This window comes from Acrocarpospora phusangensis (genome assembly GCF_016862995.1).
Taxonomy (GTDB): domain Bacteria; phylum Actinomycetota; class Actinomycetes; order Streptosporangiales; family Streptosporangiaceae; genus Acrocarpospora; species Acrocarpospora phusangensis.
In genome coordinates this window covers 46298-70687 of record NZ_BOOA01000029.1, presented here as the reverse complement: position 1 = coordinate 70687, position 24390 = coordinate 46298, and the positions used below count along the sequence as shown (strand labels likewise).

The following is a 24390-nucleotide window of genomic DNA, read 5'->3' as shown; positions in this document are numbered from 1 at the left end:
GGCGGGAACGTCGGCACGCCTGCAGAATGCGCCGGTGGAGGTGCTCAGCGAACGCACCAAGGACTCCAAATCGTGGATCAACCCTGACGGCACCATGACGACGCAGATTTACGCGGGACCAATCCAGGTCAGGCAACGCGGCGACTGGGTGCCGATCGACACCACGCTGGTGGCCGATGGCGGCCGACTGGTACCCAAGGCCGCCGACGCCGACGTGACGGTGTCCGCCGACGGGACCGGCGCGTTCGCGGCGATATCCGAGGTGGTCGACGTCAAGGGCAAGAAGCTGAGCCGCAGATTCGGCATCAGATGGCCGTCGGCGCTCGGCCGTCCCGAGGTCGCCGGAAACACCGCCACCTGGCGGGACGTGATCCCCGGGGTGGCTGACCTGGTAGTCCAGGCCCAACCGCAGGGTTTCGTGCACTTCGTGGTATTTCGGCAGCGGCCGGTCGGGCCCGTCGAACTTCGCTTTCCCATCGAGCTGTCGGGGATGTCCTTCGAGCGGCGCAAGGACCGCAGACTGGAGTTGACCGACGCCACATCGGGCAAGTCAGTGGCCGCGGCTCCGCCGCCCCACATGTGGGACGCTCTCGCCGAGACCTCCCCCGAGGCGGGCAGCCGAGCCGAGGTCACCTCTGAGATCGTCAGCGGTGCGAACGGCCCCGAGCTGGTGCTGCGGCCCGATCCGGCGTTCCTCGCGGATCCGGCCGTCCGGTATCCGGTCACCGTCGACCCGTGGATGCAGCTCACACTGCAGACCGACACGTTCGTGTCCACCGACTACCCCGGTTCGCAGACGGGCGGGACGTGGCTGCACGCGGGCAAATTCGGCTCCGGGGCGAAAACGGCGCGAACGTTTCTGCAGTACAACATGGGCGGAATGTTACGCAAGCACATTCTCAACGCCGATCTAACGCTGTGGAACTACAAATCCAACGCCTGCGGCGCCGCAGCCGGCGGTATCCGGGTGGGGCGTAATGGAAGCGCGTGGACGCCGTCCACGCTGACCCTGTCCAACATGCCGGGCATCGACCTGTCAACCGACGTCACCACCAACCTGGCATACGGCTTCACCGGCTGCGGTGAGGGCGACATCCTGTGGTCGATCGAGGACATCGTTCAAGCGTGGACCGACGGCGGCTCCAACTACGGACTGCAGATCCGCGCCGCCGACGAGTCCGTCGCCACCAACTGGCGCATGTTCCGCTCCTCGGAGAACACGGTCGGCGCGCATCCGCCGCAGCTCACCGTCCAATGGAATTCATATCCAACGGTCCCCACGAACCTGTCGATCACACCGTCTGCGGGCGGCACCAACGGCGGCCTGTACGTCACCTCGCTCACGCCCGCACTGACCGGCCTGGTCGGCGACGGCGAGTGGGACACGGAGCGAATCGACTTCGTAATCGAACGCGACCCCGCCTACCCCGCCGAGGGCAGCGGTACGGTGTGGACCGGCTCGGTGAACAACCTCATGCAGGGTGAGCTCGGCACGATCGCGGTCCCGGCCGGAGCCCTCGCCAACGGCAACCACTATCGCTGGCGGGCACGCGGCTACGACGGGACCGACTATTCGCGGTCCTGGTCGGCATGGCAGACCTTCGCCGTCGACACCACCGATCCCGCCGCGCCCACGGTGAGCCTCCCCGCCTACGCGGCCAACGTGTGGTCGGCCAAGCAGACCTCGCCGGTTCCGATGACGCTGGACACCACCTCCGCCGACGGCTCTGGCTACCACTGGGGGCTGGACGATCCGTCAACCCCGAACCTGGCCGCCGACGACAACGGCGGCGGTGACGCCCTCACTGTGAACATCGACCCGAAGCAGGGCTGGCACACCCTCTACGTCAAGAGCAGGGATCTCGCCCGGCGCTCATCGACGGTGACGACCTACACCTTCGGCGTGGGTGTGGGCGAGGTCATCAAGCCCTCGAACGAGGAGCGCACCCAGGCCGCGGTCACGCTCGCCTCCCGTGCCGCCCCCGATCGCACCGGCGTCCGGTACGAGTACAAGGCCGACGTGTCCTCCTCCGGCACGTGGACGCCGGTCCCCACCGCCGACGTCACCGTTCCCGGCTCGCCCACCCCGATCCCGGCCTGGCCGCAGTCCCGGGCCGACACGTCCCTGCCCTTCGCCGACCTTTACTGGGACGCCGCTCAGACCATGCAGACCGTCGGCCGAGGCGACGGACCCGTGAGTTTACGAGCCTGCTTCGTCAGCGGCACCGCCGACAACTGCTCCGACCCCGTCACCTTCACATTGGAGCAGAGCGCCTTCGGATCCACGTACGCCACCGGAGCGGTCGGACCCGGCCAGGTCGCACTGCTGACCGGCGACTATTCGGTCACGGCCACCGACGTGAACGTCTTCGGGCTGACGGTCGGCCGCGGCCACACCACGCTCTTCCCGCCGACCGAGACCGGCGCCGGCGGAGTGTTCGGGCCGGGCTGGCGTGCGTCGCTGCCAGCCGGTAGTTCCGCCGTCTCCGGCATGAAGTTCGGCGACTTCTCCGCCCATGGGTACGTCACCTTCACGGGGACAGACGGCGCGCAACTGACCTACACCGTCCAGCCTGACGGGACGTTCAAGGGCGTCTCCGACGCCAGCGACGAGTCCAAAGTCGTCAAGAACTCCAGCACCCAGTTCACTCACACCGACGCGACCGGGGTCACGACCGTCTTCACCCTCGTCGGCACGGAGTGGACCGTGAATTTGATCGACGAGCCGGGCACCGAGAACACCATCACATATACCCACGACGCCGCAGGCCGGGTCACCCGCATCCTCGCACCCGTCCCCGCCGGGGTGACCTGCTCGGGAACTCTCGTCGCAGGGTGCCGGGCGCTGGCCGTCACGTACGCGACGACCACCACGGCCACGGGAGTGGCCAACGGCTGGGGAGACTACGCCGGCCTGGTGAAATCGATCTCCTACACCGCGTACGACCCAGCGACGTCGGCCATGAAAACCACGACCATCGCGACCTACGCCTACGACTCCACCAGCCACCTGCGCACCGCGACCGATCCGCGTTCCGGCCTGACCAACACCTATTACTACAACGGGCAGGGCCGCCTCTCCCAAATCACGCCACCGGGGCTGGTGCCGGTCCAGTTGGACTACGACAGCACCGGCCGAATCGCGCACACCACCCGGACGAGCCCGCAGGGCCAGCTCACCGAGGCCATCGTGTACGGTGTGCCGATCTCGGCCCCGGTGAACCTCACCCTGAGCGAGACCGAGAAGTGGGGGCAGGCCGTTGACCTGCCGCGCGTCGGTGCCGCCATCTTCCCCGCCTGGCGCGTTCCCCCACGAAACGCCAACGGCGCTTACCAGCCCGCCGCCAGCGACTGGGAGTACGCCAAGCTGACCTACCTGGACGTGAACGGTCGTGCGGTCAATACGGCCAGCTACGGCGCCGGCGCCTGGCAGGTCGGCTCCACCCGATATGACGAGGACGGCAACGTGGTGTGGGAGCTCGGGCCGGGCAACCGGCTGCAGGCGCTCACGCCCACCGCGGACACCGACTCGTATGTGGCCGGCCGAACCTCGACGGCCGAGCGGGCCCATCTCCTGGCCAGCCGGACGACGTTCTCGCCCGACGGGCTCGTCCTGACCGAGGAGGCGCCCGTGCATCGGGTGATGCTCCGCTCGGGTGCCATCGTCTCCGCCCGGCAGCGAGCCGAGCACACCTACGACGAGGGCAAACCGGCCGGTTCTGACGATTACAACCTGCTCACGACGACACGCGTGCTGCCCGCCGTCGTGGACGGGACGGCGACGCCGGCCGCGGCGGACATCCGGACCATGCGGACCGGCTACGACCCCGTCGAGCCCGGCGACCCCTCCGGCTGGGATCTCCTGACCGCCACCCAGCAGACCACGGTCATGGCAAGTGGCGGCGACATCGTCCGCCGGACTCGCTATGACGAGAGCTGGCGTGAGTTCGAACGGCGTATGCCGGCATCCAATGGCGCCGACGCCGGGACGACGACCACCGATTACTTCACCTCGGGTGCTCATCCGTCGGTCGCCGCCTGCGGCAACAAGCCGCAGTGGGCGGGCCTGGCCTGCCGGACGGGACCCAAGGCACAGCCACCGGGCAAGTCCCTTCCCATCTCGACGACCACCTACGGGTACTTCGGGCAGATCACGTCCGTCACCGAGACCTCAGGCGCCGCCACCCGTACGTCCACGTTCGGCCACGACACCGCGGGCCGCACGACCACGCGCCAGACGACCGCTACCCCCGCCGCCGAGGGCGGCACGGCGGTGCCCGACGCGACGGTCACCTACGACGCCGCCACCGGGCTGCTGACTCAGGTCAGTGCGGGCGGGGCGAGCATCACCACCGGCTACGACACCCTGGGCCGGGTGATCTCCAAGACCGACGCCGATACCGGCAGTGCCGCCATCACCTACGACGCGTACGGGCGGGTCGCCACAACCAACGACGGCAAGGGGCTCTACGCCTACACCTACGACGGCACCGACGCCGCAGGTAAGGCGGAACGCCGGGGCCTGGTCACCGGCGTCAACGCGGGCAGCCCGGGAACCTTCACCGGTGCGTACTCGCCGGACGGGCGGCTGCTGACGCGAACCTTCCCGGGCGGCCTGGTCTCGACCAGCCGGTTCGACAACGCCGGGAAAGAGGTCGTGCTCACGTACGCCAAGTCCGGCTCCACCTGGCTGGCCTTCACCGCGCTTCCCGATGCGGACGGCCGGGTCCGGCAGAACACGGGTCCGAGCGGCAGCGTCCAGAGTTACGAGTACGACGGCGGCGGCAGGCTCTCCGCCGTCAAGGACATCTATGCCTCTACGTGCGTCACCCGGCTCTACGGCTTCAACCTCAACAGTAACCGAACGAGCCTCACCACCTATCTCGCCGACGATGACGGCCTCTGCTCCACCTCCACCGGCGCCACCGCGGTCTCGCACAGCTATGACGCCGCCGACAGGATCGTGGACGCCGGATACACCTACGACGCCTTCGGCCGCACGTTGACGATCCCCGCCGACCAAGCCGGGAGCGGAGGGACCACGACCGTCGGCTACTTCGCCAACGACATGATCGCCAGCCTGGCGCAGAGCGGTGTGACAAAGACGTTCACGCTCGACCCGGTCGGCCGCCTGCGCGCCGCCACCCAGACCGGGGGCAGCGGCGCGGGAACGGTGGTCAACCACTACGCCGACGACAGCGACTCGCCCACGTGGATCGCCGAAGCCGACGGGAGCTGGACCAGGAACATCCTGGACGTGGGCGGCTTGGGCGCCATCCAGAAGAGTGATGGCACAGTCACCCTCCAGCTGAGCAACCTGCACGGCGACATCGTGGCGACCGCGTCCAGCAGCGCGGGCGCGACCGGCGTGACAGCGTACTTCGAACAGACGGAGTACGGTCGGGCACGGCCAGAGAACTCCGTCAACCCGCAGCGCTATGGGTGGCACGGTGACGCGCAGCGGTCGGGTGACGCGCTGGCCGGGCTGGTACTGATGGGCGCCCGCGTCTACAACCCGTCCACAGGCAGGTTCCTGCAGCTGGATCCGGTTCCCGGCGGCGGGGCCAACGCCTACTCCTATCCCACCGACCCCGTGAACGGCTCCGATCTCGACGGCCGGTGCTGGGGCTACGAATGGGGTCTCTACGATTTCGACTACTGCTACCTGACCTACGCCGACCATCCGCTGCATCAGCTCACCACGCACCACTTCTGGTTCTGGGGAAAGGTGACCGTCGAGTTCTCGCCCTTCATTAACAAAACCGGATTCGTCAAGTTCATGCGGGTGCTGAGGGTGATCGCCGGTCGGCTCGCGCAGGTGCGCAGCAAACCGTACAAGGCGATCACGAGCATCAGGAACGCCATCAGGACGGCGTGCGGCAAAGCCTTCTCGAAAGCTGCGGCCTGCATGATTCGCCTGGGAATGCCAGCCGAAATCGCCAAGAGCTTTGGCGACTACGTGAAAACCATCGAGTACTGGTATCACTATTCGGGCGCACTGACCTTCCAGGTAAGGTGCAGTACGATCCGTAAATACATGGGGACGCGCGGGCCGCTGTACGCGAAGATCTGCATATAGAGGAGTGGACGGCGATGTCCGGACCGACGGATCGGGAGCAGCCCCGGAATTCTCGCGGCTCCCGGGGCGAGCCTTGGTACATGGTCGGCGCTCTCCTGGCCTGCAGCGTGGCGATCGCGCTGAGCGACTGGGCCGGCCCCGCCGTGCGGGTGGTCTTCTGGGCGATGGCCGCGATTCTGGCCGGGCGGTTGGTGATGTTGCTGCTCGGCCGCTCCCCGCAGGGGTCCGCGCCGAGAAAATGGCAGCCCATCCTGACTCCAGGCATCCTGGCGGTGGGCACGACGGCGCTGGCCATCAGCACCTGGGAGTCCATCGGGGCTCGGATCGCCTACTCGCTGCTCACCACGATATTCGTGGTGGCCTTCGTCGCAGCGGTCGTCATGTACCGACGGTCGAAAGCTGAATGACCCTCGAAGGAGTCCGAATCGAGTAGGAGGGGTGAGGTCGCCTCACCCCTCCTCTCGCGCCACCGGACATGCGGGCCCGTGCCAAAGCCAGGCCGGTCGTACCATGACGAAGCACCCGGGTCGGTGACCCGGGTGCTTCGTCACAAGGACTAGCGGCCGTACTGGCCGAAGTCGTACTCCTCCAGCGGGACGGCCTCGCCGGAGCCCGAGCCGAAGGTGTAGTCGGACGCGGAGCCGTCGTAGCCGCCGACCGTGTACATCGCGGCCTTGGCCTCCTCGGTCGGCTCGACCCGGATGTTGCGGTACTGGGGCATGCCCGTACCGGCCGGGATGAGCTTACCGATGATGACGTTCTCCTTGAGGCCCAGGAGCGAGTCCGACTTGGCGTGGATCGCCGCGTCGGTGAGCACCCGGGTGGTCTCCTGGAAGGACGCCGCCGACAGCCAGGACTCGGTGGCCAGCGACGCCTTGGTGATGCCCATCAGGACCGGACGGCCGGAGGCGGGGGTACCGCCCTCGGCGACGCACTCGCGGTTGATGCGCTCGAACTTCGGCCGCTCCACGAGCTCACCGGGGAGCATGTCGGCGTCGCCGGACTCCAGCACGTTCACGCGCTTGAGCATCTGGCGGACGATGACCTCGATGTGCTTGTCGTGGATGGACACACCCTGCGAGCGGTACACCTGCTGGACTTCCTCCACCAGGTGCAGCTGCACGGCGCGCGGGCCGAGGATGCGGAGCACCTCGTTGGGGTTGCGGGCACCGGCGATCAGCTGCGTGCCGACGTCGATGTGCTGCCCCTCCGAGACCGCGAGCCGCGACCGCATCGACACCGGGTACGCGATCTCGTCCGAGCCGTCGTCCGGCGTGATCACGATCTTGCGGGTCTTGTCGGTCTCGTCGATCCTGACCCGGCCGGTGACCTCGCTGATCGGGGCCACACCCTTGGGGATGCGGGCCTCGAACAGCTCCTGCACACGCGGCAGACCGTGGGTGATGTCGGCGCCCGCCACACCACCGGTGTGGAAGGTCCGCATGGTCAGCTGGGTGCCGGGCTCGCCGATGGACTGGGCGGCGATGATGCCGACCGCCTCGCCGACGTCGACCAGCTTGCCGGTGGCCAGCGACCGCCCGTAGCAGGTGGCGCAGACACCGATCTTGGCCTCGCAGACCAGCGTGCTGCGGGTCCGCACGGTCGCGATGCCGGCCTCGACCAGCGCCGTCACCGTGGCGTCGTTGATGTCCGTGCCGGCCGTGGCGATCAGCTTGCCGTCGACCTCCACGTCCTCGGCCAGGATCCGGCCGTGGATGTTGCTCTCCGCGTTCTCGGCCTTCACCAGGTTCCCGGCGTGGTCGCGCTCCGCGGTGTGCAGCGGGACCGCGCGGTCGGTGCCGCAGTCGATCTCGCGGACGATGACGTCCTGGGCCACGTCGACCAGACGACGGGTCAGGTAGCCGGAGTCGGCGGTCCGCAGCGCGGTGTCCGCCAGACCCTTCCGCTGGCCGTGGGTGGAGATGAAGTACTCCAGCACCGACAGGCCCTCGCGGAAGGAGGACTTGATCGGCCGCGGGATCGTCTCACCCTTGGTGTTGGACACCAGGCCGCGGATGCCGGCGATCTGCCGGACCTGCATCAGGTTTCCACGCGCGCCGGACTGCACCATCATCCAGATCGGGTTCGTCTTGGCGAACGCGTTCTGCATGTCCTCGGTGACGTCGCTGGTGGCGTGGGTCCAGATCTCGATGAGCTCCTGACGGCGCTCCTCGTCGGTGATCAGACCGCGGTCGTACTCGCGCTGCACCTTGTCGGCCCGCTTCTCGTACGACTCCATGATCGCCGCCTTGTTCGGCGGGGCGATGACGTCGTCGATGGAGATGGTGACCCCGGCCCGGGTCGCCCAGTGGAAGCCAGCGTCCTTGAGCGCGTCCAGAGCGTTGGCCACCTCGACCTTGGGGTAGGTCTCGGCCAGCTCGTTGACGATCGCGGACAGCTGCTTCTTGCCGACCTGGTAGTTCACGAACGGGTAGTTCGCGGGCAGCGTCTGGTTGAACAGGCAGCGGCCGAGGGTGGTCTCCAGCCGCAGCGGGTCGCCGACCTCCCAGCCGTCGGGCGCCTCCCAGCCGCGCGGCGGGGCGACGTCCTTCAGCCTGACCTGGATCTTGGCCTGCAGGTCCAGCTCGCGCCGGTCGAAGGCCATGAGGGCCTCGGAGACCGAGCCGAACACGCGCCCCTCACCGGCGGCCTCGTCGGCCTGGGTGGTGAGCGAGTACAGCCCGATGACCATGTCCTGGGTGGGCATCGTCACCGGCTTGCCGTCGGCCGGCTTGAGGATGTTGTTGGTCGAGAGCATCAGGATGCGCGCCTCGGCCTGGGCCTCGGCCGACAGCGGCAGGTGCACGGCCATCTGGTCGCCATCGAAGTCCGCGTTGAACGCGGTGCAGACGAGCGGGTGGATCTGGATGGCCTTGCCCTCGACCAGCTGCGGCTCGAAGGCCTGGATGCCCAGGCGGTGCAGCGTCGGCGCCCGGTTGAGCAGCACCGGGTGCTCGGTGATGACCTCTTCCAGCACGTCCCACACGACCGGGCGGGCCCGCTCGACCATGCGCTTGGCGGACTTGATGTTCTGCGCGTGGTTGAGGTCCACCAGCCGCTTCATCACGAACGGCTTGAACAGCTCCAGCGCCATCTGCTTGGGCAGGCCGCACTGGTGCAGCTTCAGCTGCGGGCCGACCACGATGACCGAACGGCCGGAGTAGTCGACTCGCTTGCCCAGCAGGTTCTGCCGGAACCGGCCCTGCTTGCCCTTCAGCATGTCGCTGAGGGACTTCAGCGGGCGGTTGCCGGGCCCGGTGACCGGGCGGCCGCGGCGGCCGTTGTCGAACAGCGCGTCGACGGCCTCCTGCAGCATGCGCTTCTCGTTGTTCACGATGATCTCGGGCGCGCCGAGGTCGAGCAGCCGCTTGAGGCGGTTGTTCCGGTTGATGACCCGGCGGTACAGGTCGTTCAGGTCGGAGGTCGCGAACCGGCCACCGTCCAGCTGCACCATCGGGCGCAGGTCCGGCGGGATGACCGGGATGCAGTCCAGGACCATGCCGGCGGGCGAGTTCCTGGTGTTCAGGAACGCCGCCACGACCTTGAGCCGCTTGAGCGCGCGGGCCTTCTTCTGCCCCTTGCCGCTGCGGATGGTCTCGCGGAGGTTCTCCGCCTCCTGGTCCAGGTCGAAGCTCTGCAGCCGCTCCTGGATGGCCTGCGCGCCCATGCCGCCCTTGAAGTAGCGGCCGAACCGGTCGCGCATCTCGCGGTAGAGCATCTCGTCGCCCTCGAGGTCCTGGACCTTGAGGTTCTTGAAACGGCTCCAGACCTCGTCCAGCCGGTCCAGCTCGCGCTGGGCCCGGTCGCGGAGCTGGCGCATCTCGCGGTCGGCGCCCTCACGCACCTTGCGGCGCGCGTCGCCCTTGGCCCCGGCGGCCTCCAGCTCGGCCAGGTCGCCTTCCAGCTTCTTCTGCCTGGCCTCGATGTCGGCGTCGCGGCGCTGCTCGACGTGCTGCCGCTCGACGGAGATCTTCGCCTCCAGCGAGGGCAGGTCGCGGTCGCGCATCTCCGCGTCCACCTGCGTGATCATGTACGCCGCGAAGTAGATGACCTTCTCCAGGTCCTTCGGGGCGAGGTCCAGCAGGTAGCCGAGGCGCGACGGGACACCCTTGAAGTACCAGATGTGGGTGACCGGCGCGGCCAGCTCGATGTGGCCCATGCGCTCACGCCGCACCTTGGCCCGGGTCACCTCGACGCCGCAGCGCTCACAGATGATGCCCTTGAAGCGGACGCGCTTGTACTTGCCGCAGTAGCACTCCCAGTCCCGGGTCGGGCCGAAGATCTTCTCGCAGAAGAGGCCGTCCTTCTCGGGCTTGAGGGTCCGGTAGTTGATGGTCTCCGGCTTCTTGACCTCGCCGTGCGACCACTGACGGATGTCGTCCGCGGTCGCCAGGCCGATCCTGAGCTCGTCGAAGAAGTTGACGTCCAGCATGTGCTATCTCCCCCTCAGACTTCTTCCACGCTGCTCGGCTCGCGCCGGGACAGATCGATACCGAGCTCCTCCGCGGCGCGGAAGACGTCCTCGTCGGTGTCGCGCATCTCGATGGACATGCCGTCGCTGGAGAGCACCTCGACGTTGAGGCAGAGCGACTGCATTTCCTTGATGAGGACCTTGAAGGACTCCGGAATGCCCGGCTCCGGGATGTTCTCGCCCTTGACGATGGCCTCGTACACCTTCACGCGGCCGAGGACGTCGTCGGACTTGATGGTGAGCAGTTCCTGCAGCGCGTAGGCGGCGCCGTACGCCTCCAGGGCCCACACCTCCATCTCGCCGAAACGCTGCCCGCCGAACTGCGCCTTACCACCCAGCGGCTGCTGGGTGATCATCGAGTACGGACCGGTCGACCGGGCGTGGATCTTGTCGTCGACCAGGTGCAGCAGCTTGAGGATGTAGATGTAGCCGACCGAGACCGGGTGCGGGAACGGCTCGCCGGAGCGGCCGTCGAACAGCCGGGCCTTGCCGTTCTCGCCGACCATGCGCGAGCCGTCCCTGTTCTTCAGGGTGTTGCTCAGCAGGCCGACGATCTCCTCTTCCTGGGCGCCGTCGAACACCGGGGTCGCGACCTTGGTGAACGGATCGACCTCGGCGAGGCCCTTCTCGCGAAGGCGCTCGGCCCAGGCCTCCTCGATCCCCGAGACGTCCCATCCTCGGGCGGCGATCCACCCCAGGTGGGTCTCCAGGACCTGGCCGACGTTCATTCGGCCGGGCACGCCCAGCGGGTTGAGCACGATGTCGACAGGCGTGCCGTCCTCGAGGAACGGCATGTCCTCGACCGGGAGGATCTTGGAGATGACGCCCTTGTTGCCGTGGCGGCCCGCCAGCTTGTCGCCGTCGGTGATCTTGCGCTTCTGCGCCACGTAGACCCGGACCAGCTCGTTCACGCCGGGGGGAAGCTCGTCGCCCTCCTCGCGGCTGAACACGCGGACGCCGATGACCTTGCCGGACTCGCCGTGCGGCACCTTCAGCGAGGTGTCGCGGACCTCGCGCGCCTTCTCACCGAAGATCGCGCGGAGCAGGCGCTCCTCGGGGGTCAGCTCGGTCTCACCCTTGGGGGTGACCTTGCCGACCAGGATGTCACCGGTCACGACCTCGGCGCCGATGCGGATGATGCCGCGCTCGTCCAGGTCGGCCAGGACCTCCTCGGAGACGTTCGGGATGTCCCGGGTGATCTCCTCGGGGCCCAGCTTGGTGTCGCGGGCGTCGACCTCGTGCTCCTCGATGTGGATCGAGGAGAGGACGTCATCCTGCACCAGACGCTGGGAGAGGATGATCGCGTCCTCGTAGTTGTGGCCCTCCCACGGCATGAACGCCACGAGCAGGTTCTTGCCGAGCGCCATCTCACCGGTGTCGGTGCACGGCCCGTCGGCGATCACCTGGTTGACCTCGACCCGGTCGCCCTCGGCCACGATCGGCTTCTGGTTGAAGCAGGTGCCCTGGTTGGAGCGCTTGAACTTGGCGACCCGGTAGGTGGTCCTGGTGCCGTCGTCGTTCATGACGGTGACGTAGTCGGCCGAGACCTCCTCGACCACACCCGCCTTGTCGGCGTTGATCACGTCGCCCGCGTCGGTGGCGGCGCGGTACTCCATGCCGGTGCCGACCAGCGGGGCCTCGCTCTTCAGCAGGGGCACCGACTGGCGCTGCATGTTGGAGCCCATCAGGGCGCGGTTGGCGTCGTCGTGCTCCAGGAACGGGATCATGGCGGTCGCCACCGACACCATCTGGCGCGGCGAGACGTCCATGTAGTCGACCTCGCTGGGGTGCACGGCCTCGAACTCGCCGCCCTTGCGGCGGGCCAGCACGCGCTCCTCGGCGAAGGTGCCGTCCGAGTGCAGGCGCGTGTTGGCCTGCGCCACCACGTGCCGGTCCTCCTGGTCGGCGGTGAGGTAGTCGACCTGCTCCGACACCTTGCCCTCGATGACCTTCCGGTACGGCGTCTCGACGAACCCGAAGGAGTTGATCCGGCCGAAGGAGGCCAGCGAGCCGATCAGACCGATGTTCGGGCCTTCCGGCGTCTCGATCGGGCACATCCGGCCGTAGTGGGACGGGTGCACGTCACGGACCTCGAAGCCGGCCCGCTCACGGGACAGACCGCCGGGGCCGAGGGCCGACAGGCGCCGCTTGTGGGTCAGACCCGCCAGCGGGTTGGTCTGGTCCATGAACTGCGACAGCTGCGAGGTGCCGAAGAACTCCTTGATCGACGCCACCACGGGGCGGATGTTGATCAGGGTCTGCGGCGTGATCGCCTCGACGTCCTGGGTGGTCATGCGCTCGCGGACGACGCGCTCCATCCGGGCCAGGCCCAGCCGGACCTGGTTCTGGATGAGCTCGCCCACGGTACGCAGACGGCGGTTGCCGAAGTGGTCGATGTCATCGGTCTCGATGATCACCGAACCGTCGGGGCCCATGGTCTCCTCGCCGGCGTGCAGCCGGACGATGTACTCGATGGTGGAGACGATGTCCTCGTCGGTGAGAGTGCCCTGAGTGATCTCAGAGTCCACCCCGAGCTTCTTATTGATCTTGTATCGGCCGACCTTGGCCAGGTCGTACCGCTTGGGGTTGAAGTACAGGTTCTCCAGCAGCGTCTGCGCGGACTCCTTGGTGGGAGGCTCGCCCGGGCGCAGCTTGCGGTAGATGTCCAGCAGCGCGTCGTCCTGGCCGGAGGTGTGGTCCTTCTCCAGGGTGGCGCGCATCGACTCGTACTGGCCGAAACGCTCCAGGATCTGGTCGGTCGTCCAGCCGAGCGCCTTGAGCAGGACCGTGACGGCCTGCTTGCGCTTGCGGTCGATGCGGACGCCGACGCTGTCGCGCTTGTCGATCTCGAACTCGAGCCACGCGCCCCGGGACGGGATCACCCGGCAGCCGTACAGGTCCTTGTCGGAGGTCTTGTCGACGCTGCGGTCGAAGTAGACGCCCGGGGACCGCACCAGCTGCGAGACCACGACACGCTCGGTGCCGTTGATGATGAAGGTGCCCTTCGAGGTCATGAGCGGGAAGTCGCCCATGAACACGGTCTGGCTCTTGATCTCACCGGTGGTGTTGTTGATGAACTCCGCCGTCACGAACATCGGCGCGGAGTAGGTCATGTCCTTGTCCTTGCACTCGTCGACCGAGTACTTGGGCGGCTCGAACCGGTGATCCCGGAACGAGAGGGACATGGTTCCGGAGAAGTCCTCGATGGGACTGATCTCCTCAAAGATCTCTTCTAGGCCCGACTGGGCTGGTACGTCCTTCCGTCCGGCCAGCCTGGCCGCCTCGACCCGAGCCTTCCACTTCTCGTTACCGAGCAACCAGTCGAAGGACTCGGTCTGAAGAGCTAGAAGATCAGGAACTTCGAGCGGCTCCTGAATACGTGCGAAAGACACGGTACGGGGACCGGCGGGTACGGCGGAGGCGTTGCGCGAGGCTGCCAACAGATGTCCTTCCGAGGGCTCGCGGACTGACTACACGCACGCCAGACGACCATGCAGCAAGGTTACTGAGAGAAGCGGTCGTCAAAGGGCAGCGCAAAGGGGCAGTGTAGCCGATGGGCATACACCTGTCCACTCCGCTCTCGCTCTGCGCTCCACGTTGCTGGCAGCATCACCCGTCTGCGCCGAAACGTCAAGCCCGAGAGCCGACATTTCCGCTAACCAATGGCCACCACGCTGGGTTTTTCCCCTCCGCGCCACATTCGAAAGCCGCGAGACCCTGTCGATACCCTGGACCGGGTGCAGCTAACGCTCTGTCACGCGCAGGACCGAACGTTGACCGACGGTCGACCGCTGCCGTGCATTGGGCATCCCCGCCGGGGGTGGGGCTAAACCCAACCTTGACTAACAATTGAATAACGCGGCTCACCGGATGGGCGTGTTACCCAGGAGGGTCGAAAGGTCCGAAACCAGCCAACGATCATCGATTCGTACCATGACCAGGCGTGCTCTGTTCTGGACCACCTGCTGCCGCGGGCTCTCCGACGTGGTTTCGGACGAGGACGTCGTGACATTGAGGAAGACCAGTACGCGGGCCTCGTCCGGCGTCGCGGATTCCACGGCGGCTCCGGCGACTACAGCCTGTTGCACCGTTTTCTGGCGCGCGGCGGCCGGGGCGAGCGTCTTCGCGAGGCGGTCCAGCCGGCCCACCAGATCGCCGGTGGCGTGTGCCCGGGCCCGGGCCCGATCCTCCTGGATCGTCCGGTAGTCGTAGGACAACATGTCCGCCGCGTACGTGACGGCCGCGTTGGCCGCCTCCTGGCCCGCCGCACGGCCCTCCGCCATCCGCCGCTGGTCCAGGAACACCCACCCGGCCGCGACGCCCGCGGCGACCGCCAGGACGGCCAGGAAGGCGGTCAGCCGGAGTTTCACGGGACCAGCTCCGCCCGGGACACCAGCCACTTGCCGGACTCCTTGACCACGGTCATCCGCCAGCGGGTGAACCGCTCCTCGGCCGGATCGTCCCGGTCCGCCCAGTCGATCACCGCGTCCGCCACCACGAGCACCTGCGCGCTCCTGGCGTTGTAGGAGGCCAGCCCGGCCGCCCGGAGCACCCCCGTCTGCTGGACCTTGTTGGCCAGCGCGACCTCCCGCATCGTGCCCTGGTAGCCCGCCTTGGCCTCGCCGGTGGAGGTGGCCAGGATGCGGTTGAGGGTGGAGTCGATCGAGCGGTGGTCCAGCGACATCAGGTTGATCGCGTGGGTGGCGGCGGCCTGCACGGCGGCCTGCCGGTCCGCGGCCAGTGCCAGCTCCTCGGCCCTGCCCTGCCAGGCCAGCCAGCCCAGGGCCGTGAAGCCCGCCGCGAGCATGGCCAGAGCGGCGTTCAGCCGGGCCGGCGCCCGGCGCACGTCACGCGCCACCCCGGCCTCCGGAGACGATCTCTCCGCCTGCTTCTACGCCCACACAGGGCACGGTATAGGAACGCGAAAGGAGCGGCCCACCGAAGTGAACCGCTCCTATCGGACAGGATCTGACAAGCGTTACTTGACGGTGACGCTGGCGCCGGCGCCCTCGAGGGCAGCCTTGGCCTTCTCCGCCTGCTCCTTGCTGACCTTGCCGTCGAAGACGGACTTGGGAGCGCCGTCCACCAGGTCCTTGGCCTCCTTGAGGCCCAGGCTCGTGAGGGTACGGATCTCCTTGATGACCTGGATCTTCTTGTCGCCGGCCGACTCGAGGATGACCTCGAACTCGTCCTGCTCCTCAACCTCTTCGACGGCGGCGGCCGGACCGGCCGGGCCCGCGACGGCGACCGGGGCGGCGGCCTTGACGTCGAAGGTCTCCTCGAAGAGCTTCACGAAGTCGGACAGCTCAAGGAGGGTCATCTCCTTGAAGGTCTCGAGCAGCTCGTCGGTGCTGAGCTTCGCCATGGTGTTCCTCCAGTGAATCTAGCTACGTTAAAAGGGACCGCGGTCTGCGTTTCCCCCCGCTTTCGCGGACCTTCCTGATTACTCGCCGGCCTCTTCGCGCTTGACGCGCAGGGCTTCGGCCAGTCGAGCCATCTGCGTGGGCAGCGCGGCGAAGGTGGCGGCAGCCTGGGACTGCTTGGCCTTCAGGGCGCCGGCCAGCTTCGCGAGGAGCACCTCACGGGACTCAAGGTCAGCCAGCTTGGAGATCTCGGCCGGGGTCATCGCCTTACCGTCGACGACACCGCCCTTGATCACCAGAAGGGGGTTGGCCTTGGCGAACTCACGCAGACCCTTGGCCGCCTCCACCACGTCGCCCTTGACGAAGGCGATCGCGGTCGGGCCGTTCAGCAGCCCGTCGAGGACGGTGATCCCGGCGTTGTTCGCCGCGATCTTGGTCAGCGTGTTCTTCGCCACGGCGAACTTCGCATTCCCACCGAGAGAAACGCGCAGCTGCTTGAGCTGGGCGACGGTGAGACCGCGGTATTCGGTCAGAACAGCGGCGCTGGAGCTGTCGAACTCGCTCGTGAGCTCGGCGACCGCGCCGGTCTTCTCCGACTTCGCCATGGGCCCTCCTTCCAGATGTGCCACCGGCGAAGGCGTGAAAAACGAACAAGCCCCGGCGCAGGGCGCACGGGGCTCACGACTAGCGAAGCTCACATCCACACCTGCGCGGGCCGTCCACTCACGTGGATCCTTCGGTCAACGGGCTTGTAGGCACCCGAAGACGACCGGCGGTCTTTGGCAGAACACAGAGTACGTGTCAATCCCCGCTTAAACAAATCGGTGGTGGTGACCAGCCCCCAGGACCGGCCGCCACCACCGACCAAAGCGGGATTTATTCGGTTACCGGGGCGCCCTTGGGCATGTCGCCTACCTGGTCGGCGGGCGGGGCGGCGATGGAGAGCTGCTCGTTGAAGGAGGTGAAGACCAGGGCGGCGCTGAAGGTGCCCTGCTCGGCTCCGCCGTTGAGCTGAATCTTGCGGGGCAGGCCCTCGGCGTCGATCCAGGCGTCGAACTTCATGTCCTTGACCGCCGAGAGCTGCCCGGCGATCGCCGCCTGCGAGTCCGCGGGCAGCAGCTTGACGGCCTCGGCCACCGGGAACGTGCCCGCGTAGTGCGTGGTGTCCACGTTGCTCACGGTCTCCTGGCCGACGGCCTTGACGTCCTTGGAGGCGGTCAGCAGGGCGACGCTGGACTTCAGGTCGATCTGCTGGGCCTGGCTGAGGAACTGCCGGACGCTGACGTCGTCGCCCAGGTCCTTCAGGCCGACCTTGACCCAGGGCTTGGTGCTGCCGGTCAGCTGCTTGAGCACGTCCAGCTTCAGATAGGCGGTCTCGTCGGCGAGGATCACCCGGACGCCGCCCGGCAGGGGCTGGCCGGCGAACGTCACCTGGCTGAGATTGATGTCGGAGGCGAGGGTGGGCTTCTGCTGGAACAGCATCGTGCCGCGCACGTTGCCCGAGGAGCCCTTCTGGTCGCTGAAGTCGACCACGATGTCGGCCGCGTAGGACGTGACGTCCTCGGCCTTCTGAGCGGTCTGGGCTAAGGCGTCGGCCGCCGAGAGCTGGACCTCCCCGAGGGGCTGTGCTGTCGTCGTGCCACACCCGGCCGCGGCGATCAGCGCGGCGGCCACAAGAAGTCGGCGCATGTGTTGTCGTCCCTTCGTCGCCCAGAGCCTACGTTCGCGGAAAGATCGATGCGGCGGTCGCGCGATATCCGCACACTTTCTCCACACCCCCGCGTTCTCCGCGAACAAATGAAAGACCCCCACCCGGTTACCCGGATGGGGGCCTGTCAGTCCTGAGCGGCTCAGGCGTCGATCTCCGCGGTCATCGCGCGCGTCACGTTCGGGTCCACCGGGATGCCGGGGCCCATGGACGTGGCGAAGGTGACCTTCTTCAGGTAGCGGCCCTTGGCGGCGGACGGCTTGAGCCGCAGCACCTCGTCCAGGGCGGCCGCGTAGTTCTCCACCAGCTGGCGCTCCTCGAAGGAGGCCTTGCCGATGATGAAGTGCAGGTTCGCGTGCCGGTCGACCCGGAACTCGATCTTGCCGCCCTTGATGTCGGTGACGGCCTTGCCGACGGCCGGCGTGACGGTGCCGGTCTTCGGGTTGGGCATGAGGCCACGCGGACCGAGCACGCGGCCCAGGCGGCCGACCTTGCCCATCAGGTCCGGGGTGGCCACGACGGCGTCGAAGTCGAGGCGGCCCTTGGCCACCTCCTCGATGAGCTCGTCGGCGCCCACGATGTCGGCGCCCGCGGCGCGGGCCTCCTCGGCACGGTCACCGGTCGCGAAGACCAGGACCCGGGCGGTCTTGCCGGTGCCGTGCGGGAGGTTGACGGTGCCACGGACCATCTGGTCGGCCTTGCGCGGGTCGACGCCCAGCCGCAGGGCCACCTCGACGGTGGCGTCGAACTTGGTGGAGGCGGTCTTCTTGGCCAGCCGCACGCCGTCCAGCGGCGAGAGGACGGAGTCGCGGTCGATCTGGACCGCGGCGTTCTTCCAGTTCTTGCTGCGCTTCACTGCTGCTCCTACAGGAGTTCGTGGTACGGGCCGCGCGAGGCCCTTCCACTGGGTGGGAAAGTCTTACTCGGCGACCGTGATGCCCATGGAACGGGCGGTGCCGGCGATGATGCGCTCGGCCATCTCGATGTCGTTGGCGTTCAGGTCGGGCATCTTCGTCTCGGCGATCTGCCGCAGCTGCTCCTTGGTGAGGTGACCCACCTTGGTCTTCAGCGGGTTGGCGGAGCCGCCCTTGAGGCCGAGCGCCTTCTTGATCAGCTCAGGCGCCGGGGGCGTCTTCGTGATGAAGGTGAAGGTGCGGTCTTCGAAGATGGTGATCTCGACGGGGATGATGTTGCCCCGCTGAGCCTCCGTGGCCGCGTTGTACTGCTTGACGAACTCCATGATGTTCACGCCGTGCGGACCGAGCGCGGTACCGACGGGCGGCGCGGGGGTGGCCTGGCCAGCGGGAAGCTGGACCTTCACCAACGCCGCGATCTTCTTCTTGGGAGGCATGACTCTCTCCGGGTCCTCAATGTTTTTCCGTGGTGCCCCGGCGTTTACCTGCCTGTGGGCAGCCTGGGGCGTCCCCGCGTAGCGGGGAGAACTAGACGAGTCTACTTGACCGGGACGAAGACCCGGGCCAAAGGGCCCGAGCCCCCGGACGACTCCGTCAGATCGTGGAGGTCAGATCGCCGAGATCAGATCTTCGAGACCTGGTTGAACGAGAGCTCCACCGGCGTCTCCCGGCCGAAGATCGACACCAGCACCTTGAGCTTCTGCGACTCGGGGCTGATCTCGCTGACCGAGGCGGGGAGCGTGGCGAACGGGCCGTCCATGACGGTGACCGACTCGCCGATCTCGAACTCGACGGTGGAGGCCGTGGCCTTCGCCGAGGCCTTCTTGACCTCTTCGGTCGGCTCCGGCGCCAGCAGCTTGGCGACCTCGTCGAGGTTGAGCGGGCTGGGCTTGTTGGACAGGCCGACGAAGCCGGTCACGCCGGGCGTGTTCCGCACGGCGGCCCAGGACTCGTCGGTCAGGTCCATCCGGACCAGCACGTAACCGGGGAGCACCCGCTCCTTGATCGGCGTCTTCTTGCCGCCCTTGAACTCGGTGACCGTGTGCGTCGGCACCTCGACCTGGAAGATGAAGTCCTCCATGTTGAGCGAACCGGTACGGCTCTCGATGTTCTGCTTCACCCGGTTCTCGTAGCCCGCGTACGAGTGGATCACGTACCACTCGCCGAACTGGCCGCGGAGCTGGCGCTTGAACTCTTCGATGGGGTCGACATCGGGAAGCACGTCACCGTCTTCGTCGACGGCGGAGGCCTCGACGTCAGCATCGCCTGCGCCGGCGGCCTCCTCGACCTCCTGCTCGACCTCTTCTGCCTCTTCCGTCGTCTCGGCTTCCCACTCGTCGTGCTCGTCGTGGGAGCCGTCGACCGGCAGCGGGGACTCGGACACGGTGACAATTCCTCTTTCTTCGGTGGAACTGACGTGCGCGGCGATCAGGAACCGAAGATCGCGAGCACGCCCCTCGTCAACAGGTAGTCCAGTCCGGACACGATTCCCACCATGATCAGACAGAACACGAGGACCACGATGGTGTAGTTGATCAGGTCCTTCCGGGTAGGCCAGATGACCTTACGCAGCTCGCCGACGGCCTGCCGATAGAAAAGGGCGGGAGAGGTGCGCTTCGTCTTCTTCTCGCCGCTCGGCTTGCCTGGCTGTGCCGCGGCCTCGCCGCGCGTGTCGATCGCCACAGTCCTCACCTGATCCGTCGTGTCCATCGCAACCGGCGGCTCTTACGCCCTTAGTGCGCGGACCGCACTCCGCAGGGCACGAGGGACTCGAACCCCCAACCGCCGGTTTTGGAGACCGGTGCGCTACCAATTGCGCTAGTGCCCTAAGCCGTGCACCACCCTACCCGACTGTTTCGGCGTTGTGGCCCACTAGACGGTGAAGTGTACGTGGGAATGGCTGCTTCGTCGAACCAGTAACTTCCCCGTACGTCCCCGCAGCTCAAAGCTACCGTGTGGCAATGTCCGGATGCTGGAATAGCGCGGGAAACGCGGTCCGTGTTCTGAAAACATGGACTCATGTCCCGAATCTCCGCGCGAGTCGCCGCCATCACCGAGTCCGCCACCCTGGCCGTGGACGCCAAAGCCAAGGCCATGCAGGCGGCCGGCCGCCCGGTGATCGGGTTCGGCGCAGGTGAGCCCGACTTCCCGACCCCGGACTACATCGTCGAGGCGGCGGTGGAGGCGTGCCGGAACCCGCGCTTCCACAAGTACACGCCCGCCGGGGGCCTGCCCGAGCTGAAGCAGGCCATCGCCGACAAGACCAAGCGGGACTCCGGCCTGGCCGTGGACGCCGCGCAGGTGCTGGTCACCAACGGCGGCAAGCAGGCCGTCTACGAGGCCTTCGCGACCCTCCTGGACCCGGGCGACGAGGTGCTGGTGGTCGCGCCGTACTGGACGACCTATCCGGAGGCGATCAAGCTGGCCGGGGGCGTGCAGGTGGACGTGGTCACCGACGAGACCACCGGCTACCTGGCCTCGGTGGAGCAGCTGGAGGCGAAGCTGACCGAGCGCACCAAGGCGCTGCTGCTGGTCTCGCCGTCCAACCCCACGGGTGCGGTCTACTCCCCCGCGCAGATCGCCGAGATCGGCCGCTGGGCGCTGGAGAAGGAGCTCTGGGTGGTCACCGACGAGATCTACGAGCACCTCGTGTACGGCGACGCCAAGTTCACCAGCGTCGCGACCGCCGTGCCGGAGCTCAGGGACCGCGTCGTGGTGCTGAACGGCGTCGCGAAGACGTACGCGATGACGGGCTGGCGGGTGGGCTGGCTGATCGGCCCGGCCGACGTGGTGAAGGCGGCGACCAGTCTCCAGTCGCACGCCACCTCGAACGTGTCGAACGTGGCGCAGGCGGCGGCGCTGGCGGCGGTCAGCGGCGATCTGACCGCGGTGGCGGCCATGCGGGAGGCGTTCGACCGGCGGCGGCAGACCATGGTCCGCCTGCTCAACGAGATCCCGGGCGTGGTGTGCCCTGAACCTTTCGGGGCCTTCTACGCGTACCCGTCGGTCAAGGAGCTGCTGGGCAAGGAGCTGCGCGGGCAGCGGCCGGCCACCACGGCCGAGCTGGCCGGGCTGATCCTGGAGGAGGCGGAGGTCGCGCTGGTGCCCGGTGAGGCGTTCGGCACGCCCGGCTACTTCCGGCTCTCCTACGCGCTCGGCGACGAGGACCTCGCCGAGGGCATCAGCCGGTTGGCCAAGCTGTTCGCCGAGGCCCGCTGAGGGTAAAGCCCGCCCGGGGCCCGGAGCGGGTGCGGCAGGATAAGGAAATGCCACGCCCGCTCCCCACACTGCCCAAGGCACACCTGCACCTGCACTTCACCGGCTCGATGCGGCACACCACGCTGATCGAGCTGGCCGCCGAGCAGGGCGTGCACCTGCCGGACGCGCTGGTGGAGGACTGGCCGCCGCGGCTGCGGGCCACCGACGAGCGCGGCTGGTTCCGGTTCCAGCGTCTGTACGACATCGCCCGCTCGGTGCTGCGCCGCCCGGAGGACGTGTACCGGCTGCTCAGGGAGGCCGCCGAGGACGAGCGGGCGGAGGGCTCGCGGTGGCTGGAGATCCAGGTGGATCCGTCCGGTTACGCGCAGCGGTTCGGCGGGCTGACCGCGACGCTCGAACTCATGCTGGACGCGGCCGACCGGGCCGCCCGGCAGGTCGGCATCGGGGTGGCCGTGATCGTCGCGGCCAACCGCACCCGGCATCCGCTGGACGCGCGCACGCTGGCCCGGCTGGCCACCCAGTACCGGGATCGGGGCGTGATCGGCTTCGGGCTCTCCAACGACGAGCGCAGGGGCCGGGCCAGGGACTTCGACGGCGCGTTCCGGATCGCCAAGCGGGCCGGGCTGCTGGCGGTGCCGCACGGCGGGGAACTGCTGGGCGCGGTCAGCGTGGCCGAGTGCGTGGACGATCTCGACGCCGACCGGGTCGGGCATGGGGTGCGGGCCGCCGAGAGCCCCCGGCTGATGGAACGGCTGGCCGACCGGCAGATCGCCTGCGAGGTCTGCCCGCTCTCCAACGTCGGGCTCGGCGTGGTGGAGCACGCCGAGGACGTGCCGCTGCGGCGGCTCTTCGACGCCGGGGTCCCGATCGCGCTGGGCGCCGACGACCCGCTGCTCTTCGGCGCCCGCCTGCTCCCCCAGTACGAACTGGCCAGAGACGTGTACGGCTTCCGCGACGCCGAACTGGCCGAGCTGGCCCGCCAGTCGATCCGCTCCTCGGCGGCCCCGGACTCCCTGAAGAAGGAACTCCTCACCGAGATCGACACCTGGCTGGCGGACTAGCACCTCCCATTCCGCCCCGACGCATGGGCGCATTTCACGCCGGGCCGATCCAGCTGTCCCATGAGTGATCAATCTCACGCGTGAACCCGCTACTGCGCGGAGGCGCCGATCCGGCGGGCTTCGTCGATCGTGGCCGGGCCTTCCAGGCGGAGGCCGACGGGGCCGCGCTGCCAGATCAGGGTGGGTCCGGCCAGCCGGAACTCCTGGGGCGGACCGGTCGGCGGGTTGTACTGGATGCCGTGCTTCTGCTGGATCCAGACGCCGGGAACGCCGCCCACGTTGACGGACTCCGGCCAGGGCGGGCCCAGGTCCTTGCGCCAGACCTCCGCGAGGGTGCCGTCGTACTGGTCGAGGCGGACGCCGGGCCAGAACATGGAGACGACGCGGCCGTCGTCGGCGACCCTGATGTCGGCGGGTTCGCCGAGCACGGCGGGCACGACCAGCGGGAACCGCACCTGGGCGCGGGCGTCGTCCAGGGAGACGCGGCGTTCGCCCGGCAGCGGGGACGGCACGCCGGTGGGCAGCGGGGACGGCTCGCCGATCCTGATCTCCACGCCGGCGAACCGCAGGATGGACGCGACGGCGGCCCGGCCCTGCGGCGTGGCCGCGATCAGGACCACCAGGAACGCCGCCACGACCGCGACCACCCGGCGCCGCCTCCGCCAACGCCTGGAAACCACGTGCGAACCAGGCCGCTCCGAACCCTCAGCCTCAGGACCCTCAAGCTCCGAAATCTGGCGCCGCGGAGAAAGCGGGGACTGCGGTAGATCGCCCTCGGGGGTTTCGTCGTGTGAGGCGCGTTCCTCGGCTTCGCGTTCCAGGACGGCCCGGACGGCGCGGGCGACGTCGGCCGGTGGGCTCGGTTCGGGGACTGCCAGCGCGTCGCTCAGCGCCCGCAGTTCATCCTCCAGATCCCCAAATCCCGAAAAATCGTCACTTCCCGGCACAACTTCCGGCGTCTGCTCGTTCTCCGGAAATTCGTCGGCGTTCTCAGAAGAGTTATCAGAGGAGTTCACGGCCCACCTCCTCTCGCAGTCGCCGCAGGCCACGGAACGTGCGGGATTTCACCGACCCCACCGGACAGCCGAGCACCTCTGCGGTCTCCGCTTCCGACAACTGCAGGAAATACCGGCAAACCACCGCTTCACGTTCCCGATCAGGCAACCCTCGTACGGCCGCGAGCAACCGGGACGACCGATCGGCCGCCACGGCCTCCCCCTCCGGGTTCCCGTCCTGGGACACCTCCTCGGTCTCCTGCCCGAGCCGTACGGCGAGCTCGGCCCGCCGCCCCCGCGACCGCGTCAGGTTGTGCGTCTCGTTGGCGACGATCCGCAGCAGCCACGGCTTGAAGGCCGAATCCCTCCGGAACCCCGACAGATGCCGGTACGCCTTGACGAACGCCTCCTGGACCACGTCCTCCGCCTCGTGCCCCGCGCCGAGCAGGTGCGCGGTCCGGTGCGCGACCGCGCTGTACCGGGCGACCAGCACCTCGTAGGCGGCCAGATCGCCGGACAACGCGCGGGCTATCGCCTCGTCGTCCTGCATTCGGGGGGATCAACTTCCAGCGGGGATCGG

At 68.0% G+C, this 24390-nt stretch carries 17 protein-coding genes and 1 tRNA gene; 4 read left to right on the top strand and 14 right to left on the bottom strand.

Annotated elements, in window-relative coordinates:
• Positions 1-34: 34 nt before the first annotated feature.
• Complete coding sequence (locus tag Aph01nite_RS18845; protein WP_204042233.1) at positions 35-6079, top strand: DNRLRE domain-containing protein; 6045 nt, start codon at positions 35-37, stop codon at positions 6077-6079.
• Positions 6080-6159: 80 nt separating this feature from the next.
• Positions 6160-6486 carry a hypothetical protein gene (locus Aph01nite_RS18840; protein WP_204042232.1) on the top strand — a complete coding sequence of 109 codons (327 nt, stop codon included), beginning with the start codon at positions 6160-6162 and terminating at the stop codon, positions 6484-6486.
• A 149-nt stretch (positions 6487-6635) separates the two neighbouring features.
• Here the strand turns inward: Aph01nite_RS18840 and Aph01nite_RS18835 are convergent, their stop codons facing one another.
• From Aph01nite_RS18835 to Aph01nite_RS18780, 12 genes are all read right to left on the bottom strand, one after another.
• Positions 6636-10511, bottom strand: coding sequence for a DNA-directed RNA polymerase subunit beta' (locus tag Aph01nite_RS18835; protein WP_204042231.1), 3876 nt, complete (start codon positions 10509-10511; stop codon positions 6636-6638).
• Between the two features lie 14 nt (positions 10512-10525).
• Positions 10526-13990 (bottom strand): DNA-directed RNA polymerase subunit beta, encoded by a 3465-nt coding sequence (rpoB, locus tag Aph01nite_RS18830; RefSeq protein ID WP_204042230.1) that lies wholly within the window; start codon positions 13988-13990, stop codon positions 10526-10528.
• 423 nt (positions 13991-14413) lie between these two features.
• On the bottom strand, positions 14414-14920 hold the full coding sequence (locus tag Aph01nite_RS18825) for an Rv1363c family protein (RefSeq protein WP_204042229.1): 507 nt from the start codon (positions 14918-14920) through the stop codon (positions 14414-14416).
• A complete protein-coding gene (locus Aph01nite_RS18820) occupies positions 14917-15408 on the bottom strand; it encodes an Rv1363c family protein (RefSeq protein ID WP_204042228.1) in 492 nt (163 codons plus the stop codon). The genes Aph01nite_RS18825 and Aph01nite_RS18820 overlap by 4 nt, the downstream gene beginning before the upstream one ends.
• 120 nt (positions 15409-15528) lie before the next feature.
• On the bottom strand, positions 15529-15915 hold the full coding sequence (gene rplL, locus Aph01nite_RS18815) for a 50S ribosomal protein L7/L12 (protein ID WP_204042227.1): 387 nt from the start codon (positions 15913-15915) through the stop codon (positions 15529-15531).
• 78 nt (positions 15916-15993) lie between these two features.
• Positions 15994-16518: a 50S ribosomal protein L10 gene (rplJ, locus tag Aph01nite_RS18810; protein ID WP_204042226.1), complete on the bottom strand. Its 525-nt coding sequence runs from the start codon at positions 16516-16518 to the stop codon at positions 15994-15996.
• 271 nt (positions 16519-16789) lie between these two features.
• Positions 16790-17602 carry an SCO4651 family lipoprotein gene (locus Aph01nite_RS18805; protein ID WP_204042225.1) on the bottom strand — a complete coding sequence of 271 codons (813 nt, stop codon included), beginning with the start codon at positions 17600-17602 and terminating at the stop codon, positions 16790-16792.
• Between the two features lie 161 nt (positions 17603-17763).
• Complete coding sequence (gene rplA, locus Aph01nite_RS18800; protein WP_204042224.1) at positions 17764-18477, bottom strand: 50S ribosomal protein L1; 714 nt, start codon at positions 18475-18477, stop codon at positions 17764-17766.
• Between the two features lie 63 nt (positions 18478-18540).
• Positions 18541-18972: a 50S ribosomal protein L11 gene (gene rplK / locus Aph01nite_RS18795; RefSeq protein WP_204042223.1), complete on the bottom strand. Its 432-nt coding sequence runs from the start codon at positions 18970-18972 to the stop codon at positions 18541-18543.
• A gap of 185 nt (positions 18973-19157) precedes the next feature.
• Positions 19158-19919, bottom strand: coding sequence for a transcription termination/antitermination protein NusG (gene nusG / locus Aph01nite_RS18790; RefSeq protein ID WP_204042222.1), 762 nt, complete (start codon positions 19917-19919; stop codon positions 19158-19160).
• Positions 19920-19963: 44 nt separating this feature from the next.
• The gene (secE, locus tag Aph01nite_RS18785; protein ID WP_239161801.1) at positions 19964-20218 is read right to left on the bottom strand and encodes a preprotein translocase subunit SecE; all 255 of its coding nucleotides are present in this window, start codon (positions 20216-20218) and stop codon (positions 19964-19966) included.
• Between the two features lie 72 nt (positions 20219-20290).
• Positions 20291-20363 (bottom strand) — tRNA-Trp (locus Aph01nite_RS18780).
• Positions 20364-20554: 191 nt separating this feature from the next.
• On the opposite strand from Aph01nite_RS18780, the gene Aph01nite_RS18775 reads away from it, so the two are divergent.
• Both Aph01nite_RS18775 and Aph01nite_RS18770 read left to right on the top strand, forming a co-directional pair.
• The gene (locus Aph01nite_RS18775) at positions 20555-21754 is read left to right on the top strand and encodes a pyridoxal phosphate-dependent aminotransferase (protein WP_204042220.1); all 1200 of its coding nucleotides are present in this window, start codon (positions 20555-20557) and stop codon (positions 21752-21754) included.
• Between the two features lie 47 nt (positions 21755-21801).
• Complete coding sequence (locus Aph01nite_RS18770; protein WP_204042219.1) at positions 21802-22815, top strand: adenosine deaminase; 1014 nt, start codon at positions 21802-21804, stop codon at positions 22813-22815.
• An 89-nt stretch (positions 22816-22904) separates the two neighbouring features.
• Here Aph01nite_RS18770 and Aph01nite_RS18765 read toward each other — a convergent pair whose 3' ends face one another.
• Positions 22905-23462 (bottom strand): hypothetical protein, encoded by a 558-nt coding sequence (locus Aph01nite_RS18765; protein WP_204042218.1) that lies wholly within the window; start codon positions 23460-23462, stop codon positions 22905-22907.
• A 355-nt stretch (positions 23463-23817) separates the two neighbouring features.
• Positions 23818-24360, bottom strand: coding sequence for an RNA polymerase sigma factor (locus tag Aph01nite_RS18760; RefSeq protein WP_204042217.1), 543 nt, complete (start codon positions 24358-24360; stop codon positions 23818-23820).
• Between the last annotated feature and the right edge of the window lie 30 nt (positions 24361-24390).